Consider the following 19,434-nt stretch of genomic DNA (forward strand, 5'->3'; position numbering starts at 1 on the left):
GCCAACCTCCTTTCTGTAAACCTGAGTTGGCAAGATTATTTTGTTGATATCTTCACTTCGGCGTTCATGCCTGGTAATACTTTATCGGAAGGAGCCTTAATGGAAATTGTAACTGGAACCTTTTGAGTGACTTTTGTATAGTTTCCGCTACTATTTTGGTTACCCATCACTGAAAAGACTGATGTGGTTGCGTAACCGATTTGTTCTAATGTACCCTCGAAAACCGTATCGGGATCTCCATCGATGATAATATCGACGCTATCACCCTTTTCAATGTTTTTCAGTTTATTTTCTTCAATATTAGCTGTTATCGATAGTTCTTCCATATTAATGGTCTGTGCAAGAGTTTGACCTGCTTGGACAAGTTGATCCTCTAATACCTGTGTTTTAACAACTGTACCTGGAGCTGAAGTTTTTACAGTTTGGTCACCTTCTACCGTTGCTACTTTAGCCACTTTATTGTCTTTACTGACAATGTCGCCTTCTTTTAGGTCCCAATCTGTTAGTTTTCCAGAAGCAGGAGCTACGATCGTATATAAATCTCCTGTAACTTTTGCTTCATCTGTTTTGATGAAATTCGTGCTTTCATAATAGTAAAAAGCCCCTCCGCCTACGACTGCCAAAATAACCACTAATCCAATGACATTGATTAAAATTAAACGTCCTTTATTCACGTGTTCTTCGCCTCCAAGAATTTTTGATAATGATTCAATTGAATTGCTCTAAAAAATTGCCACACGATTTGTTGCAGAGATCCTTCTATAAAAAACTGACGTGACCTAATTAACACCTGCCTTCTATGTTTATAGCATATTGGTTAAGTTTAATAAATATTAATTTTTATAAGTATTAATATTATTAAATAAAAAGTTTACCAGTTTACTTAATTTTTGTCATGTAATATATTCGGAGTTACTGATGGTAAATAAACCCTAATGGGAAAATTGAGGGGAAGAGCTGCGGCTTTAAGGATAAAAGATGAGTAGATTTGACAATACTTTATCATTTATTTAAATTTAAGGTAGGATTGTCCTATATAAGGAGTGAGAAGGCTGGATTTTAAATGGGAAGTAACCAATAGTGTAGAAATGCAGATTTTTCGAATCAGGAAGAAACTTCGGAATATCGTTGTCAAAAATCTTCAGCCTTATGGATTGACGTCGCCTCAATTTTTCATATTGATGATATTAAAGCGAGAAGGGTCAATTAAATCAACTCAACTGGCTGACTTTTTGACGGTGAAGCCGAGTGCGATTACTGTTTTTGTAGATAAATTGGTCGAAATGGATTATGTGAAACGGCAGCCTTCAGAAAAGGACCGCAGAGTCATTAACCTTGAATTAAAAAAGGGCGGGGAAGAAATTTTGGGTAAAGTCCTTGCGGAGCATAACCAATTAATGGGTAAGAACTTTAACACATTCTCAGAGGATGAGATGCAGGATTTATTAATGAAATTGGATAGGCTTGAAAAGGCAGCAGATCAACACCTTTTGGAAGATTGAATAGAAGTACAATAAATAGAAAAACGAAAAAAGACGGTTCCGAGGAACCGTCTTTTTTATTAATCTTCTTCATATTGGACAGAGATTTCATTGTCCTCCTTATGGAAGGACTGGAAGCTGACAATTAGCTTTTCAAGATGCTCCAATTGTTCGTCATACTCTATGACGGCTGAAATCAACGGTACAAGGCGGGCAGAAAGATGGCCCAAGTTATCATGCATTTCGTCCACTTGATTTTGCTGTTCAAAAAAGTGGGCAAGAAGCTCTTTACGACTTAAGCAATCCTGATCCCAATCTTCAATTTCCTCAATCGCTTTAATTTTTTCGATATGCAGTAATATCAGCTGTTCATGCTTACGAATTAGGGAATCAAGCTGCTGCAAGATACTCCGTTGGAAATCTTCAGGCATTTGATAAAGTTCATTCTCGAATTTATGAATTCTCTTCAAAGTTTCAAACGCCTTTTTTGTGGTGATAATCATTTGCCGATATACAACTAGCTTCCTGGCTTTAGCAACACTGTTCTTTTTGAAATATTCACGTTCCTCTTTGTACATGGAATAGATATGTTCTAGATCAAGTAACTCTTCTTTTAACCTGCTGATGTCTTTTTTCAATAATGTGTGTTCAGTAGCATGTCTTGTGCTAATTCGAATCCATTTTAAAATATCTTCCGTCACATCTGTTATGCGTGTATAAAGCTTTGCTTCATACTTAGGTGGGAGAAAAACAAGATTGACGATAAAAGAAGAGACAATCCCCAGTAAAACAGATGAGAGACGAATAAAGGCAAAGTTTAGAAATTCACCTTGCTGACTTTCCATAATGGCAATAACCGTCACGATAGAAAGTACAATCGTTTTATCCATTTTTAATTTTAAATTGATGGTTATGACGACCATCACGGCTAGGCCGATTATAAAAATGTCATTTCCGAATATCAATACGAAGGAAACAGCTACCAACGCCCCGATTATATTTCCTTGTACTTGTTCCAATACCGTTTGATAAGAACGATAAATGGTCGGCTGTATTGCAAAAATTGCAGCAATCCCAGAAAGAACAGGAGCAGGAAGATTAAGTAGTTCCGAAAGATAAAGAGCTAAAACAATCGCTATTCCTGTTTTGAGAATGCGGGCACCAAACTTCATATATAGGTTAATCCTTTCTTTGTAATGTAATAGGTTTTTATAACAAAGGCTCTACTTATATATAGACTATTGCTTAAAGTTGTATTCTAACTTATTTGTTAGTACTTTACACTAAAATAAGAGGAAGTAAACAAAAAGTAATATACAGGAATTCCCTAAAAGTTACAATAGGTAATTTTAAGTCTAATGTATAAAGAAAATAGAGGCAATTTATCATACGTGTAATTACCTCATATGTCTTTCTCTTCAGGCAGTGTAAATAGAAGTATGCTATTGGAAAAAGCTGATGCTCAAAATAAAGAGCATCAGCTTTTTCGATAATATTAAGACTTAAGCTGCCAAGTATCTTTCAAGTGAGAACTCTTTATTACTCAGTGGATACAGCTGGATCCGCTTGTTCTTTAACGGGAACAACTTGAAGAAAATGTTTACTAGGGTGTTGAAGCAAAGTCTCTAGAGAAGTTGCTTCTTCTGTTTGGCCTTGATCTTTTAACAGAGACACGTATTTTCCAAGAAGTTCAGTCACGTCTTGAAGACCTTTTTTAGAAAGCGCCTCAATTGAAATTTTCGCTCCTTTTGCAACCCGCTTTTGAATAACTTCTTTCGTTAATCCAGCTTCAGGTTGTTGACGTAAATAAACGACACCGCCGGTCATCCCTGCACAGATCCATGGACCCGGATCACCTAGAACCAATCCTCTTCCATTTGTCATATATTCAAAAGCAAATCCCTTAATATTGGAAGTTACCGCAATATTTCCAGTTTCCTTTGCTGGAATGGGTTGCTTCAGTAGTCCGCCAATAATCATATCTGCTCCGGAAAGCCGGATTCCTGCCCTGGCATCGGCATCGCCTTGGGCAATAAGGAGACCGTGCTGTGCGCCATATCCGAAGCCTTTACCGACTGATCCATTATAAAACTTTCCATCTTTCCCGGGAGATTTAAAAATGGCGATATTCCCACCAATTGATGTTTTACCAATTCCATCCTGGGCGCCGCCATTTACGCTAATCGAGATTCCTTCGGTATTGTATGCCCCAAGTCCATTACCTGGAATCGAGCCATCCTGATAGGATAGGTGAACAGGAGGAAGTTTTTTGTATGATCCATCCAGTCTGCCTCGGACCCGGTGGCAGGATACCCGGCTACCGAGTACACGCTGCTCGGATGTGATCGAGCTATAGCTGCGGGATTGCTGCAGTTCTTCCACATGTGAATCCAGGTATTCTGCACCTACAGCAACCTGCATGGAACCCTCATTCAAATAAGTCGCTTTTTCTTTATTAGAGAATGGCGTTATATCCAGGTTTTTTAATAAATATGTTAAATCCAGTGTTTGTTGACCTCTAACTTGCTGAAGCAAATCAGAGCGACCAACAATATCTTGAAGATTCTTCACACCAAGAGATCCGGTCAGTGCTTTAAGTTCTTTGGCAAACGCAGTGAACATATTCGTTAATCCTTGAACCGCTAAATCAAATTTTCGAGGAACAAAGCGGCGTAGCCCATGTTCTTTTGCTTGGGCTTCCGATTCGATTTGAGTGGCGATTCCAACATGACATGTATCAAGGTGACAGCCACGGCACGTTGTACAGCCAACTGCAATCATCGAAAGGGTTCCAAAGCCGACACGGTTTGCCCCAAGCAACATCAATTTTAATATATCCATCGAGCTTTTTAACCCGCCATCAGCCCAAATTTCAATGTTTTGACGAATCCCGGATTCAAGGAGCGCGTTATGGGCCGCTTTCACACCTATCTCAACTGGAAGACCAACATGTTCGAGGGCATGAATCCGAGCTGCACCTGTTCCGCCATCAAAACCAGAAAGCGTGATGATATCGGCGCCAGCTTTGGCGACACCGACTGCAATCGTACCAATGTTTGGAACAACTGGTACCTTAACGGCGACTTTGGCTTTGTCGTTTGCCGTTTTTAACTCATGAATCATTTGCGCCAAATCTTCAATAGAGTAAATATCATGGTTATTGGAAGGGGAGATTAAGTCAGAACCAATGGTTGCATTCCGGGCTTCCGCAATTTTCGCGGTAACCTTCGAGCCGGGAAGATGTCCGCCCTCACCAGGTTTTGCCCCCTGCCCAATTTTAATTTCTAATAGATTAGAAGAGTTTAAGAGCTCTGCGTTGACACCGAAACGGCCGGAAGCAATCTGCTGTCCGCGGGATTTCGGGTACTTGCCCAGCATATCCTTAATTTCTCCACCTTCACCATTCATACTAATCATTCCTAACCGTTCGGCAGCCTCTGCGTACGCCCGGAAAGCTATCTCATTTTGTGATCCAAAGGACATAGAGGCAATGACAAATGGCAGCTCCTGTTCGCCGATAGAAAGACTGACTTCTTCGGTAGGGACAGATGAATCGGAAGCTTTTAAGGATGTTAAATGACGAATCGTTGTCGGATTGGACTCTTCTTGTTCAGTAATTTTTTCGCGATAAGCGTCATAGTCTCCGGTTGAAGCAACTTCTCCAATCGATTTCCAAATCCTCGGGAATAAATGAAAGGTTTTACCCATCCGTTCTTTTTCATTATCGTAATCTACCGCACGCTGTATGGCGTCGGTTTTTATTTTGTCAAAGTTATAGTCTAAATCATTTGAACCAAAGAAGTTAGCGATATTTAAATAATTGGCAATTTCCTCATGCAAGCCGATGCTTGAGAAAAGTCGTCCATAGCCGCGTAGTTCATGAATGCCGATGGTGGAGATAACTTTCTCGAGTCCTTTTGTCAATGAGTTATATAGATTGGTAACACCCTTAAGATCATCAGAAGATAAGGATAGGAACATGAAATACGGACTGATTAAGTTGGCTCCAAGTCCATAAGAAACAATGATATCATGCAGGGATCTTAGTGATGCAGAACGTAAAAGAATGGAACAATCCCTACGTTTACCTGTATTGACTAATGCTTGATCGACTGCTGAAGTGACAAGGTGTGGATCAAGCCAAAGATTCCCGTTTTGATGGGCGAGGGCATCATCCAAAACGAGCAGAGTTTTTCCTTCATCGATTGCGTTAACCGCTTCATCGGTAATTCTGGTTAATGCATCCGGAATACTTTCATCCTCTGTAAAAGTGCTTGAAATAAAATGTACTAGTTTTTGATCTTGATTATATTTAACGAATTGATCGTAGCTAGGCTGCGAAACAATAGAAGAGCATTCATAACCTGTTAATCCTTCAATTAGTAAAGGAGTTAGAAGCTCCGTAACTTTCCCCGCCTTTTTTGCTTCAAATAAAGAAGGTCGTTTCCCAATGATGGTTCTTGTTGAGAAGTGCTCGGTTTCCCGATCCCGGTCGATCGCTGGGTTAGTTACAACGGCGACACTTTCCTTAATGAAATCTGCAATATTTGTCCGCTGAGGATTGAGGGCGGCCAGTGGTGCATCGTGACCTAGTGAACGAATAGGCTCAGCTCCTTTTTCGGACATCTGTTCGACTAATTGAACATGCTCTCTTTCCCAGCCAAAGGCTTTATATTGGCCGTTATGAATGGCTTGTGTGTTTGTCATGGAGACCACTTTTTCAAAAAACTGTGGCTGTAAGCGAACTAGATCATTGTAAAGAACAAAACGATTATTGAAAAGTTCAAACACCTTATCCTGGAAATCTTTGTAGTTGTACAATTCAATAGAATCACCGTTCCATTTCAAGCCGACTTTTTCCCCTGGACCCAATGGTTTTGGATCTCCTGTATATTCATTAGAAGAAATGATACCTGGTTCAGAAGTGAACATATAGGATGTTTCCGTTTCAATATTCCAAAGTGGACGCAAGCCTAAAGAGTCGACAGAGAAAACTGCTTCGTCGCCAAAACGGGAGATAATTCCAGCAGGACCTTGTGCAAAATGTCCCCATGCTTCTCGTAAATACGTATATAAGTTTTGTAAGTGTTCAGGATATTCCTTGATTTCATTAATAATTGGAGGGAAAACAAGATCGATTGCCTCAAACAAAGAGTAGCCATGACGACAGATAAATGTTTCAATTGTTTTGTTTAAATCCTGGGAGTCACTCCCGTCTTTTGCGATCGGAACCCCAATCATTTTTGCTTCATCACGCAATTTGGCAATAGTATTGATTTCGCCGTTATGTCCAAGCACACTGAAGGGCTGGACCCTGAAAAAGCTTGATAGAGTATTAGTTGAAAAACGATTGTGTCCTAGGGTCATAGTGGAAGCTGCTAAAGGGTCAGCAAGATCATGGTAATAGGCAGGAAGCGTATCTCCGGCCCCCATTACTTTGTAGACCGCATGATACTGGCTTAGAGAAGCAACATGGATAAAATCACTTTTTTCGATGTCGGAAGTTAGTTCAAAAAGAGCATTGGAAAGCTCCTGGTGGTTTTCGATTGTGGATGAACAGGCAAATTGCCAGAACACTGGATCTTCTTGAATGGCAATCGGCCCTAATGCTTCAGAACGGTATGCTTTATCTGTTTCGAAGATTAAGGAAAGCCCGTGTTGAAGGAGTTTCTCTTTGACTTCGATTTTCAAATCATTTGCTTCTGTTTTATTGCTTAAAAATAAGTGGCCGACTATGAAGGCATCTTGATCGACGATGCTGGAATCGATATTTTCCGCTTCAAGCTTCTTTTTCCAGAGAGCCCTAGGAATATCAATATGAATACCGGCGCCATCTCCTTCACCATTAATAAAGCCGCAGCGATGGTTCATTTTAACCAAAGCGTCGATACAGGCAAAGATATTTTCGTTGGTTGGGATTTTCTTTTTTTCAATGCAGGAAACAATTCCGCAGGCATCATGTTCTTCTCTGTAAAATTCTTTGAATGAAGCAGGTGTCCATTGTTGAGTCATATGTTTGGCGTGAATAAGGTTTTCCCTTATTTTCTGCCTTTCACCTCCTGTAGCATTTGATTTAACGAGGATAATATTAGTAAACTTAAACAAACGTTTAAGTTATTAATTGATTGAAAGAAATTGTATATAAATGTATTGATATCATATCATTTAAATATTCAGAAATCAATTTTTTATACAATAGATTGGATGAGAGGATGAGTGTCAATTTTATGAAAAAATGCTTTAAAGGCCAATTTCAATGATTTATTTAAAGGAAATAAGAAACCTCCAAGAATGATGTGCATCTTGGAGGTGTATAAAAATTGCATAATTATGCTTTTTTATTTCTTATATTAGGTTTTTGAATGCATGTTCAACCGCTTTTAGAGTATAAGCGATATCATCATCTGTGTGAGCTATTGTCAAGAACCAAGCTTCATATTTTGACGGTGCCAAATTGATGCCTTGGTGAAGCATAAGCTTGAAAAACTTACCGAACATTTCGCCATCCGTGTTTTCTGCCTGCTCATAATTTTCAATTTTTTCTGTTGTGAAGTAGATGGTTAAAGCCCCTTTAAGGCGGTTAGTAGTGATAGGGACATTATATTGGCGAGCTGCTTTTAGGATACCTTCTTCGAGGATTTTCCCTAGGCGATCAAGCTCATCGTATAGACCTTCTTCTTTTAGAACTTCTAAGCATGCAATCCCTGAAAGCATGGAAGCTGGATTACCTGCCATCGTTCCTGCTTGGTAGGCAGGTCCGAGCGGTGCTACAGTTTCCATGATTTCTTTTTTACCGCCATAAGCGCCGATTGGAAGGCCTCCACCGATTATTTTTCCAAGGGCAGTCAGGTCAGGTTGAATTCCCAAAAGGTCCTGTGCTCCACCGTACATAAAACGGAAAGCGGTGATGACTTCATCAAAAATAACAAGTGAACCGGCTTCATGAGATAGAGAGATGACTTCTTCTAAGAAGCCTGGGTTTGGCTCGACGATTCCAAAGTTGCCGACAATCGGCTCGACTAGGACACCAGCAATCTCATTGCCCCATTTGTTAAGCGCTTCTTTAAATGGCTCGATATCATTGAAAGGCACCGTGATGACTTCTTGTGCAATACTTTTCGGCACACCAGCAGAGTCCGGTGTTCCAAGCGTAGACGGACCTGAACCTGCAGCTACGAGAACAAGGTCGGAGTGACCATGGTAACAGCCGGCAAACTTGATGATTTTGTCGCGTCCAGTATAAGCGCGGGCCACACGGATGGTGGACATAACAGATTCAGTACCTGAATTGGTGAAGCGGACTTTATCTAGGGATGGAATCGCTTCTTTCAGCATTTTGGCGAACTTGACTTCGTGTTTAGTGGGCGTACCGTATAAAACACCTGTTTCAGCTGCTTTTGTAATCGCCTCTGTTATATGGGGGTGGGCGTGGCCAGTGATGATCGGCCCGTATGCCGCTAGATAATCGATATACTTGTTGCCATCGACGTCCCAGAAGTAAGCTCCCTTGGCATGATCCATGGCTACCGGTGAACCGCCGCCTACGGCTTTATAAGAACGAGAAGGGCTGTTGACCCCTCCGACAATATGCTCCAATGCTTCTTTATGTAAAAGCTCTGAATTACTAAAATCCAATCTAAAAACCTCCTAAAAATACAATCATAATCCCCTTAATCATAGCACTTTTCTGGCCAGAAATCTGGGGTGAAAGGCAGGGAAATAGGGTCTGGCCCCTAATAAAAACGCTGAAACCCTAGAAACAGCAGGCTTCTTCGCATTTTATTTTGTTTGGGAAATAGGGTCTGACCCCAAAACTTCAGTTATAAAGGATAGGATGTTCAGGATGGTGGTAGGGTTTTCGATGTCAAAGCTTTGGCGTTTGATTTCACCTTGGGCTTGGTAGAAGATAAGGTGGCCGGTTCCTTTTTCTTCATTAATATGCAAGTGGAAGCTTAAGGGGGTGTTTTCAATCGATCCGGAGGAATCCCTTTGGACAACTTGGCATAATATTTCATCGTATTCATCTTCGTAAAGGAAATCATATCGAAGATCGATAACGACCTTTTCGATTTGGGATAGTAAAAATTGTTTAATATTCATAGCATACTTGTCTCCTTTATATATGTATCTCATGCAACGTCAAAACTTGCCCTGAAAATAGTCCTTTGCATCTAGGCATTTTTATTGTCTAAAAAGCTGAGGTTGGATAAACTAATTCATTAGGACAAGAGATTACGGAGGAAATAATAGAATGAGTGATGCAATTCAAGTGAAACAGCTGCGGAAGGAATTTAAGTCGGTATCAAGCCGATCTGGTTTAAAAGGGGCCTTTCGCGATTTACTTACAAGAAATTATAAAATTGTTCCTGCTGTTAACGATATTAATTTTACTGTAAAAAAGGGTGAGATGGTAGCTTATATCGGGGAAAATGGTGCAGGGAAATCGACAACGATTAAAATGCTGACAGGCATTTTAGAGCCAACAGCGGGTGAAATTACGGTAAATGGCATGAATCCACATAAAGAACGGGAAAAGTTCACGCAGACAATCGGGGTTGTATTTGGTCAGCGCTCCCAGCTGTGGTGGGATATCGCAGTTCAAGAATCCTTCCGGTTGCTGAAAAAAGTCTACAAAGTATCAGATGAACAATATAACGACCATATGGAACATGTGATCAAGACGCTCGATATCGGCCCTTTGCTCGACAAACCGGTGCGTAAACTTTCACTTGGTCAGCGGATGCGCTGTGAGCTTGCTGCAGCACTGATTCACAATCCACCGCTGCTGTTCTTAGATGAGCCGACGATTGGCCTTGATGTGCTCGTGAAAATGAAAATTCGCGAGTTTTTGAAAGAAATCAATAAAAAATATAACACGACAATCCTTTTGACTACCCATGACTTAGGAGACATAGAGGCTTTGTGTGAGCGCGTAATCATGCTTGATGAAGGCCAGATTATTTATGATGGGGAACTGCAGAGTTTGAAAGATAATTGGGCGGAGGAAAAACAGGTTCACTTTCAATTTATTGAGCCGGTTGAGTTACACGAATTGCAATCCTTACCGCTGCCGTTTACCGCGAACTGGGTATACGATGAAAAACATCAAACTTACATGGCTATGATGAAAGAGGAAAGCGATCATATTTCACAGCTTGTTTCTGCGGTCGTATCACATTTTAAAATTAAGGACGTCAAAATTCATGAAACCTCTATCGAAGAGATTGTTCGTAATATTTATGAAGAAGGCACGGTCTGACTCTCGTACCATTAAGAAACAACGTGTCTGACAAGAAGGGAGAGGACCATGGGGAAATATCTTGCTATGATTCGCATGCGTTTTTTGATGATGCTTGCGTATCGAACGGATTATTATACCGGTATTTTAATTTATAGCATCAATATTGGTGCTTATTATTTCTTATGGAATGCGATATATGGGGATAAAAGCTCCATCGAAGGACTTTCAAGTATGCAGATGACAACCTATGTAGCGGTTGCCTGGATGGCGCGTGCTTTTTATTTTAATAATATTGACCGTGAAATTGCTAATGAAATAAAAGACGGCAAAGTTGCCATCGAAATGATTCGACCTTATAACTATTTAGGCATGAAGACGATGCAAGGACTGGGAGAGGGAATATTCCGTTTCTTCTTTTTTTCCATTCCAGGTATGTTGCTGGTAGCTTTTATTTTTCCTATCGAATTGCCACATGAACCGGCAACGTGGGGAATATTCGGCATTTCCTTGCTGTTCAGTTTCATCATTAATACACAAATTAACTTATTAACGGGAATCACTACATTTTTCTTATATAACAACGCAGGGTTGATCCGGGCAAAAAGGGTCATCATTGATTTATTTTCCGGGCTGTTGTTACCAATCAGTTTTTACCCAATATGGGCGCAAGAAGTAATGAAGTATTTGCCTTTTCAAGGGATCAGCTATGTACCAAGCATGATTTTCACAAATGGTTATAGCTCAGGCGATATCGGCATGGCCCTTTTACAGCAATTGATTTGGGTCATCATTCTCATAATACCAATTCAGCTTTTATGGATAGTCGCAAAAAAACAGCTGATTATTCAAGGGGGTTGATGAGATGTTCTATGTATCGATGTTTTTTCAATATGTAAGCCAATATATGAAAACGAGATTGCAGTACCGTGCCGATTTTTTCATGGAAATTCTATCTGACCTATTGAATCAGGTCGTGAATCTGGTATTTATCTTAGTTGTTTTCGGACATACGCAATTTTTAAGCGGTTGGAGTCGTGAAGAAATTATTTTTATATACGGATTCTTCCTTATACCATTCGCTCTTTTTTCTTCATTTTTTAATATCTGGGATTTCAATGATCGCTATATCGTTAAAGGTGAGATGGACCGAATATTAACTAGGCCGATCCACAGCCTGTTTCAAGTCATTTTGGAAAGAATTGAGCTTGAATCATTATTTGGTGTTGTGACCGGCTTGATCATTATTTTCTATTCAGGTGCTTCATTGAATCTCGAACTTGCCTGGTATGATCCTATTCTCTTTGTGATTTTTGCAGTCGGCGGGGCACTTGCTTATGCGGCCATCTTTGTAGCGATTGCAAGCATTGGGTTCTGGTCGGATGCGAAAACGTCAATCATGCCAATGATGTACAATATCGGGAACTACGGCCGCTATCCTGTTGATATTTATAACAAGGTCATTCGGTTTGTCCTTACATGGGTGCTGCCATTCGCGTTTGTCGGCGTGTATCCAGCCTCTTATTTTCTTAGAAAAGAAGAGTGGTATGTTTATGCATTTGCAACACCGGTTATCGGGATTGTCTTTTTCACTGTATCTGTTTTCATTTGGAATCAGGGAGTGAAAAGGTACCGCGGGGCCGGAAACTAAAAAATCCCTTCAACATTAATACTGTTGAAGGGATTTTTCTTATTTACGCTTATTCTTTCTTTCAATATATCTAGCTTGTGCTTGAACAAATTGCAGCTTTTCCTCTTCCGTTTCCGGAAATACCTGAGGAACGGGGGTGGGTTTTCCATCTTCGTCTATTGCTATCATCGTTAAAAAAGCGCGGGCTGTAAGCTGTTTTTCACCGGTTAATAGGTTCTCTCGCTCCACTTTTACAAATACCTCCATCGACGTCCGATGGGCACAGGTGACAAAGGCCTCTAGGTTAATCGCATCCCCTGTCTTGATGGGTGCCAAAAAGTCAAAGGAATCGCTTGATGCTGTCACAACTGGTTTTCGGCAATGGCGCATTGCTGAAATGCAGGCGATTTTATCTACATATGCCATAACTTTACCGCCAAAGATGGTGTTGTGATGATTTGTATCTGGTGGGAAAACAAGATCCGTTAAAAAAGTCCGTGACTGCCGGGTAGGATTAGCATTTGTAAAATCAATACCTTTTTCAGCCATTTGCCTGTTGATTGACTAATAGGTTTTTACGAACGATTGTTGCGGCTTCGACCATATTTTTCAAGGAAGCAACGGTTTCAGGGACGCCTCTTGTTTTAAGACCGCAGTCCGGGTTAATCCAAAATTGATCTTTATCCAATACTTTAATGCCCCGTTCAATCATATCGACCATTTCCTCGACTGCAGGAACGCGTGGGCTGTGAATATCATATACGCCTAAGCCAATGCCCTTTTCATATGTTTTTTCCTCAAATGCGGAAGCAAGTTCACCGTGGCTGCGAGATGTTTCGATGGAAATCACATCGGCATCCAAGGAAGAGATGACATCCATGAAGCTGTTGAAATCGCAATAACACATATGCGTGTGAATTTGCGTTGTATCTTCCACACTTGAAGTGGAAATCAAGAAAGAGTTCACAGCCCATTTTAGGTATTCTTCGCGGTCGCTTTTTTTCAATGGCAGACCTTCTCTAAGGGCAGGCTCATCCACCTGGATCATTTTGATTCCAGCAGTTTCTAATGCTCCCACTTCTTTTTCCAAGGCAAGCGCTAACTGGTAGCAAACATTCTCCCTTGAAATATCATCACGTACAAATGACCAGTTCAGAATTGTTACAGGACCTGTCAGCATTCCTTTTACTGTTTTCTTCGTCAGGGATTGCGCGTACACACTTTCCCGGACCGTCATCGGCTCGATGAAATGAACATCGCCGTAGATGACAGGCGGTTTTACGCAGCGAGAACCGTAAGATTGTACCCAGCCTTTTTCGAGGAAAACGAATCCGCCCAGTTTATGGCCGAAAAATTCAACCATATCTGTTCGTTCAAATTCTCCATGTACAAGAACATCCAAGCCGATTTCTTCCTGGATATCGATCCATTTGCTGATTTCCTCGTTAACAAATGTTTCATATTGAGCAGCAGTCCATTCTCCTCGTTTGAATTTCCCGCGAGCTTGTTTTACTTCAGCTGTCTGCGGAAAGCTTCCGATTGTTGTTGATGGAAGGAAAGGCAGTTTGAAAAATTCCTGTTGTTTTTGATAACGCTCTTTAAATGGCAGCTGACGGCAGGCTGTTTGACTCTTCGCCTGTTCGACACCAGTTTGGACGTCTTTATGATTTCGCGCATTTGAACTTGCTAACGTTTGAAGTGCTAATTTGTTAGCGGCTACTTTTTCAGCAATTGCTTCGGCACCTTGATTACTACCTTTTACTAGTAGAGTGATTTCTTCAAGCTTCTCATCAGCAAAAGCAAGGGCCTGTTGCACTTCTTTAGTAAGAGCCGTCTCATTACGAACCGTTACTGGTACATGAAGCAGGGAGCAAGAGGGTTGAAGCCAAATTTGGTCTTCGGCTACGGTTTTTGTGATGGTATTGATCAACTGATTCTTTTTCGATAAATCGGAAAGCCATATGTTTTTCCCATCAATCACACCTGCACCGAGCACTTTGTCTTTCGGGAAGCCGAATTCTTGGAGATTACTAAGGTTTTTCCCTTTATCATGGACAAAATCAAGACCGATCCCTTGAACGTGTAATTCAATCACCTCTTGGTAGTGCTCTACTGCATCAAAGTATGTTTGTAGCATGATGTTCAAATTTGGAGCTGCTTCATTCAATTTTTCATATAAGTAAGTAACAGTTTGCATATCATCTTTAGAAATGGATGAAACAAGGGAGGGTTCATCCATTTGCACCCACTTCACGCCTTCTTGTTCTAGCTCTTGCAGAATTTGTGTGTATAAAGGCAGGAGACTAAGGATGATTCCAGGTATATCTTGTTTATTGTAGCCTTTAGACAGAGTAATAAAAGTATAAGGTCCGACTAACACGGGCTTAGCTTCAATTCCTAGTTTTTCTTTGGCTTCGCGATAAGAAGCAAGTGGTTTATTTTCTGTCAAAGTCAGCTTTGACGGTTTTAATTCGGGAACGATATAGTGATAATTTGTATTGAACCATTTCGTCATTTCAGAAGCAACTTCATCCTTGTTTCCGCGAGCCATAGAGTAATATACAGAAAGGGGAACAGTGCCGCCTTTATAGGCTGAATAACGCTCAGGAACAAGACCGAACATTACAGACATATCGAGCATTTGATCATATAAAGTAAAGTCATTGACAGGAATAATATCAATACCTTGGTCCTTTTGCTTTTGTAAGTTGCCTAAACGGATGGCTTCTAGCTGTGCCGTAAACTCCGATTCATCGATTTTTCCGGACCAGTAAGCTTCTAATGTGCGTTTCCATTCACGATCTTCCCCAATTCGCGGGTACCCTAAACTACTACTTTTCAATATTCCCATCCTCCTACATTCTTTTTTCTTTTAATAAAATAACAACAAAAAAAGCACCCCTAACCGTCAAAAGAGAAAGTTAGAAATGCTTAAAATAAAGGGGTATACAAAAACCCCTTAAAATTATAAGGTCCCTAACACTTCCCTATTCTCCGTAGGTTAAAACAGTGTTGTCGAAACAGGCAGGTCTCCTGACTTTAGGAATCTTATTAGCGGCAGGCCTTCCCAATCCGAAAATCAGTGGCATATTGCATAGCGCTAACATTCCTATTACAGTGGCGGGACCGTGCCGGAATTACACCGGACTTCCCTTTTAATCCTAAAAAAATTAGGAACCTATTTCCACATATGAAATTTCACAAACCCGCTGTAAATTAAACTGCAGGCAACAAATATTTATAAAATAAAAACTATTATAAAAATTTAGACAAGCTTATCATATCCCGACTAAAATGGTCAACAAGGAAAAAAGTCTCGGGAAATGGGGGCTGACCCCGCCTTATATCGACAAAACTATTGGTGCACCTAGGTTTGTTTAAGGATGTGAATGTTGGGAAATGGGGTCTGACCCCTAAATAAAGAATATATTGTTTGGACGGGGAGTATGTATAGGGGGAGTGGGTTGTTTTGAAATGAGGCGTGGGGGATGACTTTTTACATCTTGATTGCAGGGATTATTTTTTGCATGGTGATGAGCATTCGAACGTTATTTCTTGTTGAGTCGGGAGGAAAAAAGTTTTCTCTAGAGGATATGCTGTGGCTCGGCAATTTATATGCGACGATATTAGTAGGTTTTGCACTGATTTATTTATTATACGAGCTACAGAATCATTCGGTGATTCTTGATATGGGCAATCGTTTGGACGGCAGTTTTTACGAGCAACTGAAGACTTCTTTTTATTTTAGTGCAATGACAATGTTTTCAGTAGGGTATGGAGATATAGCCCCGATAGGCATGGGCAGGATGATTGCGACAATCCAGGCGTTCATTGGATACACTCTCCCGGCTGCGTTTGTGATCCGGACAGTGATTGACTTAGAGCAGAAGGAAAGGAAGAATAAATGAAAGTTGTGTTTCTTTCAATTATTGGGTACGCTTACCATAATGAAAGAAATGGAGGGGTAAGAATGACTGTTAAAATTGGAGAAAAAGCACCGGATTTTCAACTTCCTGCAAACAACGGTGAAAAAGTTTCCCTATCGGATTTTAAGGGCAAACACGTTGTTTTATATTTTTATCCGAAAGACATGACGCCTGGTTGCACAACGGAGGCCTGTGATTTCCGTGACCACAATGAGCAGTTTGAGGAATTGAATGCTGTCATCATAGGGATCAGTCCAGATCCAGCGGCGCGTCATGAAAAATTTATTGAAAAATATGGGTTACCTTTTCTGCTACTAGCTGACGAAAATCAAGAAGCTGCTGAATTATATGATGTATGGAAATTAAAAAAGAACTTCGGCAAGGAATATATGGGCATTGAACGTTCAACTTTTCTGATTGATAAGGAAGGAACGATAGTTAAAGAATGGCGTAAGGTAAAAGTCAAAGGCCATGTCGAAGAAGCGCTTGAAACTCTTCGTGATCTAGAAAAATAAGGTACAGCCAGATGAAGGATAAGCGAATAACCAAGCTTGCTGAAAGGCTGATTCATCATTCCGTACAATTACAGCCAAAAGAGAGAATCTTGATACGGGGTCATATCAACATGAAACCGCTATTGAAAGAGCTGATTGATGAAACATACAGAATCGGTGCATATCCATATGTCGAACTGGAAGACGATGAAATAAGCCGACACTTGTTAAAAGGGAATGTGAAGGAACAACTTGATACCTTATCACAATGGACTTTGAGGAAATATACTGATATTGATGCGATAATAATCATCTCCAGTGAAGAAAACGATGCTGAATTGGCAGATGTTCCTGCAGAGAGGCATCGTCTTCATGGGGAAGCGATGAAGTCGTCGACTCTTTTCTATGTAAACAATCGGCGTTGGGTTTTACTTAATTACCCGACCGTCAGATTAGCACAAAAAGCCGGTATGAGTTTTAGAAGGTACGAAGACTTTCTATTAAACGTGTGCACAATGGATTACGGGAAAATGGAAGTGGCACTGAAACCGCTTAAGCAATTGATGGAGCGTACTGAAAAAGTCCGGATTGTTTCACCTGGGACAAATCTCACCTTTTCCATTAAAGGAATGCCGGCTGTCATATGCGCTGGAAAAAACAATCTACCTGACGGGGAAGTGTTCACGGCACCCGTAAAAGAGAGTGTTCATGGTAGGGTAGCCTTCAACACACCTTCAACATATCAAGGAATCACCTTTCGTGACATAGTTTTAACCATACAAAAGGGGAAAATCACGAAAGCAGTTTCTAATCAAAATTCTAAAATGAACGAGATTCTCGATGTAGATGAAGGGTCCCGTTTTATTGGGGAATTCGCGCTTGGAATCAATCCATACATTATGGAGCCAATGGACGATATTTTGTTTGATGAGAAAATATGTGGCAGTCTGCATCTAACTCCAGGCCAAGCCTATCAAGAGGCTGATAATGGTAACCGTTCTTCTACGCATTGGGATATGGTTTTGATCCAGCGTCCTGAATATGGCGGTGGTGATATCTACTTTGATGACATTCTGATCCGAAGGGATGGCATTTTTATATTGCCGGAACTAAGTGCTTTAAATCCAAATTTATTAAAATAAAGCCTTTTTTAACAGGGGTAAGGCTTTTGTCCAACTCAAAAAGAGGACACCTGAATATGCTTTATTAAGGGAATACCTCCTCAGAGAAAGTTGCACGGGACATACAGAGCCCGTGTTTTTTTTATGTTAATTAAAAGGTGAGATAAACATGTTAGTACCTTCAACAATTATTCCAAACGAAGACATCCAAAAGCAGATGGAGGATACCTTTCCTGCTTTGAATTTCATTTATCAAGAGGATTGGGGGGATGAACCACTTCGTGAAGCAAAAATCTTAATTACATACGGCGAAGATTTAACAGATGAGACAATTGAGAAAGCACCGAATTTAAAGTGGGTTATGGTCATGAGTGCAGGTATGGAATTAATGCCTTTTAAAGCCATTGAGAAGCGCGGGATTTTGGTAGTACACGATTGGGGTCAATCGTAGCGGAAATCCTGTGCAGCACATTGATCGTCTTTATGGGCTCTTTAAGTTAGTTGATGTATTACCGGAAGCAGATTACATCGTATCTGTTCTGCCAAGTACGATTGAAACAAAGAATCTGTAGCAAAAAGAACACTTTAAAGCTATGAAAGGTTCTGCTGTCTTCGTGAATATTGGATGAGGTGATCTGGTTAAAGAGGAAGTGTTGATAGAGGTTTTACAAAACAGGGAAATTGCTCATGCCATTTTAGATGTATTCGATCCAGAACTTTTAGAAAAGGAACATCCGTTTTGGCGTATGGAAAATGTAATGGTCACACCGCATCTTTCGAGTAAAAGCAGTGAATATTTACATAGAACCTTTTCAATTTTTGAAAAAAACATGCATGAATTCCTGAATAGATAAAAAAGACTTTATCAACGTCATTGATCTATCAAAAGGATACTAGGCACAATTAGAAAATGGGAAAGATTTAAAGGATTAATGAATAAACTAAAAATGAATCGATAAACAGATGAAATATTGACAAAATCAACGTATAAAAGGTACACTATTTATAAATATTATAATTTAATAATTCATACTTAATGAGAAAAAGAGGTGGATGGCGGTGTCTGAAGTTCAGTTAAAAGAAGCGTTGGATTCCCTTAAAGATACCGGTGTAAGAATAACTCCTCAACGCCATGCGATACTTGAATATTTGATAAGCTCTATGTCTCACCCTACCGCAGATGATATATATAAAGCGCTAGAAGGTAAGTTTCCCAATATGAGTGTGGCTACAGTTTATAACAACTTGCGTGTGTTCCGCGAAGTAGGATTGGTTAAAGAACTTACCTATGGTGATTCTTCAGCAAGATTTGATTTTGTAACGACGAATCATTATCATGTAATCTGCCAAACCTGCGGAAAAATTGTAGATTTTGATTACCCGGCATTGGACGAAGTCGAACATTTTGCAGCACAGGTCACCGGTTTCAATGTTAGTCACCATCGGATGGAAATCTATGGAGACTGTACAGAGTGCTCAAAAAAAGAAGCGCATTAAAAAAAGTTCCGCCACTTGGTTGGAACTTTTTTTTTGTTGCAAAAAAA

General features: G+C 40.3%; 17 protein-coding genes and 1 riboswitch. Of the genes, 10 read left to right on the forward strand and 7 right to left on the reverse strand.

The features are described from left to right. Window positions 1-35 precede the first annotated feature (35 nt). Window positions 36-674 carry an HlyD family secretion protein gene (locus NST21_RS03565; protein ID WP_053344492.1) on the reverse strand — a complete coding sequence of 213 codons (639 nt, stop codon included), beginning with the start codon at window positions 672-674 and terminating at the stop codon, window positions 36-38. A gap of 369 nt (window positions 675-1,043) precedes the next feature. On the opposite strand from NST21_RS03565, the gene NST21_RS03570 reads away from it, so the two are divergent. Next, entirely contained in the window at window positions 1,044-1,502 is a 459-nt protein-coding gene (locus tag NST21_RS03570; RefSeq protein WP_157443849.1) for a MarR family winged helix-turn-helix transcriptional regulator, read from the forward strand. Window positions 1,503-1,561: 59 nt separating this feature from the next. On the opposite strand, the gene NST21_RS03575 is transcribed toward NST21_RS03570, so the two are convergent. The 4 genes from NST21_RS03575 to NST21_RS03590 form a co-directional block, all read right to left on the reverse strand. Then, window positions 1,562-2,653 (reverse strand): FUSC family protein, encoded by a 1,092-nt coding sequence (locus NST21_RS03575; protein ID WP_340887764.1) that lies wholly within the window; start codon window positions 2,651-2,653, stop codon window positions 1,562-1,564. 367 nt (window positions 2,654-3,020) lie between these two features. Continuing rightward, on the reverse strand, window positions 3,021-7,493 hold the full coding sequence (locus NST21_RS03580; RefSeq protein WP_340887765.1) for a glutamate synthase-related protein: 4,473 nt from the start codon (window positions 7,491-7,493) through the stop codon (window positions 3,021-3,023). A 333-nt stretch (window positions 7,494-7,826) separates the two neighbouring features. Further along, window positions 7,827-9,116: a glutamate-1-semialdehyde 2,1-aminomutase gene (locus NST21_RS03585; RefSeq protein ID WP_056522175.1), complete on the reverse strand. Its 1,290-nt coding sequence runs from the start codon at window positions 9,114-9,116 to the stop codon at window positions 7,827-7,829. A 144-nt stretch (window positions 9,117-9,260) separates the two neighbouring features. Next, window positions 9,261-9,581, reverse strand: a complete 321-nt coding sequence (locus NST21_RS03590) for a hypothetical protein (RefSeq protein WP_340887767.1) — start codon at window positions 9,579-9,581, stop codon at window positions 9,261-9,263. 151 nt (window positions 9,582-9,732) lie between these two features. Here NST21_RS03590 and NST21_RS03595 point away from each other — a divergent pair, with 151 nt between their 5' ends. From NST21_RS03595 to NST21_RS03605, 3 genes are read left to right on the forward strand one after another with little or no spacing between them, the layout of a single operon-like run. Then, complete coding sequence (locus tag NST21_RS03595; RefSeq protein WP_053344498.1) at window positions 9,733-10,740, forward strand: ABC transporter ATP-binding protein; 1,008 nt, start codon at window positions 9,733-9,735, stop codon at window positions 10,738-10,740. Window positions 10,741-10,788: 48 nt separating this feature from the next. Further along, entirely contained in the window at window positions 10,789-11,580 is a 792-nt protein-coding gene (locus NST21_RS03600) for an ABC transporter permease (RefSeq protein ID WP_053344499.1), read from the forward strand. Window positions 11,581-11,584: 4 nt separating this feature from the next. Next, on the forward strand, window positions 11,585-12,370 hold the full coding sequence (locus NST21_RS03605) for an ABC transporter permease (protein WP_340887769.1): 786 nt from the start codon (window positions 11,585-11,587) through the stop codon (window positions 12,368-12,370). Between the two features lie 39 nt (window positions 12,371-12,409). Here NST21_RS03605 and NST21_RS03610 read toward each other — a convergent pair whose 3' ends face one another. Together NST21_RS03610 and metE are read right to left on the reverse strand one after the other, a co-directional pair. Then, window positions 12,410-12,898 (reverse strand): acyl-CoA thioesterase, encoded by a 489-nt coding sequence (locus tag NST21_RS03610; RefSeq protein ID WP_340887771.1) that lies wholly within the window; start codon window positions 12,896-12,898, stop codon window positions 12,410-12,412. After that, window positions 12,891-15,200 carry a 5-methyltetrahydropteroyltriglutamate--homocysteine S-methyltransferase gene (gene metE / locus NST21_RS03615; RefSeq protein ID WP_340887772.1) on the reverse strand — a complete coding sequence of 770 codons (2,310 nt, stop codon included), beginning with the start codon at window positions 15,198-15,200 and terminating at the stop codon, window positions 12,891-12,893. Before metE ends, NST21_RS03610 begins: the two co-directional genes overlap by 8 nt. Before the next feature lie 155 nt (window positions 15,201-15,355). Beyond that, window positions 15,356-15,546: riboswitch (cobalamin riboswitch) on the reverse strand. 291 nt (window positions 15,547-15,837) lie between these two features. Between metE and NST21_RS03620 the strand changes: the two genes are divergently transcribed. The 6 genes from NST21_RS03620 to perR all read left to right on the forward strand — a co-directional run bounded on the left by NST21_RS03620 (window position 15,838) and on the right by perR (window position 19,387). Beyond that, a complete protein-coding gene (locus tag NST21_RS03620; RefSeq protein WP_053344503.1) occupies window positions 15,838-16,257 on the forward strand; it encodes a potassium channel family protein in 420 nt (139 codons plus the stop codon). 62 nt (window positions 16,258-16,319) lie between these two features. Continuing rightward, window positions 16,320-16,790, forward strand: coding sequence for a thioredoxin-dependent thiol peroxidase (gene bcp, locus NST21_RS03625; protein WP_053347943.1), 471 nt, complete (start codon window positions 16,320-16,322; stop codon window positions 16,788-16,790). A gap of 11 nt (window positions 16,791-16,801) precedes the next feature. Then, a complete protein-coding gene (locus tag NST21_RS03630; protein WP_340887774.1) occupies window positions 16,802-17,911 on the forward strand; it encodes an aminopeptidase in 1,110 nt (369 codons plus the stop codon). A 148-nt stretch (window positions 17,912-18,059) separates the two neighbouring features. Beyond that, the gene (locus NST21_RS03635) at window positions 18,060-18,341 is read left to right on the forward strand and encodes a hypothetical protein (RefSeq protein ID WP_340887776.1); all 282 of its coding nucleotides are present in this window, start codon (window positions 18,060-18,062) and stop codon (window positions 18,339-18,341) included. Window positions 18,342-18,543: 202 nt separating this feature from the next. Further along, window positions 18,544-18,744 carry an NAD(P)-dependent oxidoreductase gene (locus NST21_RS03640; RefSeq protein WP_340887777.1) on the forward strand — a complete coding sequence of 67 codons (201 nt, stop codon included), beginning with the start codon at window positions 18,544-18,546 and terminating at the stop codon, window positions 18,742-18,744. A 199-nt stretch (window positions 18,745-18,943) separates the two neighbouring features. Beyond that, window positions 18,944-19,387, forward strand: coding sequence for a peroxide-responsive transcriptional repressor PerR (perR, locus tag NST21_RS03645; protein WP_053344506.1), 444 nt, complete (start codon window positions 18,944-18,946; stop codon window positions 19,385-19,387). Window positions 19,388-19,434: the final 47 nt, after the last annotated feature.

This window comes from Peribacillus sp. FSL K6-1552, from assembly GCF_038005205.1.
GTDB classification, from domain to species: Bacteria; Bacillota; Bacilli; order Bacillales; family DSM-1321; genus Peribacillus; species Peribacillus butanolivorans.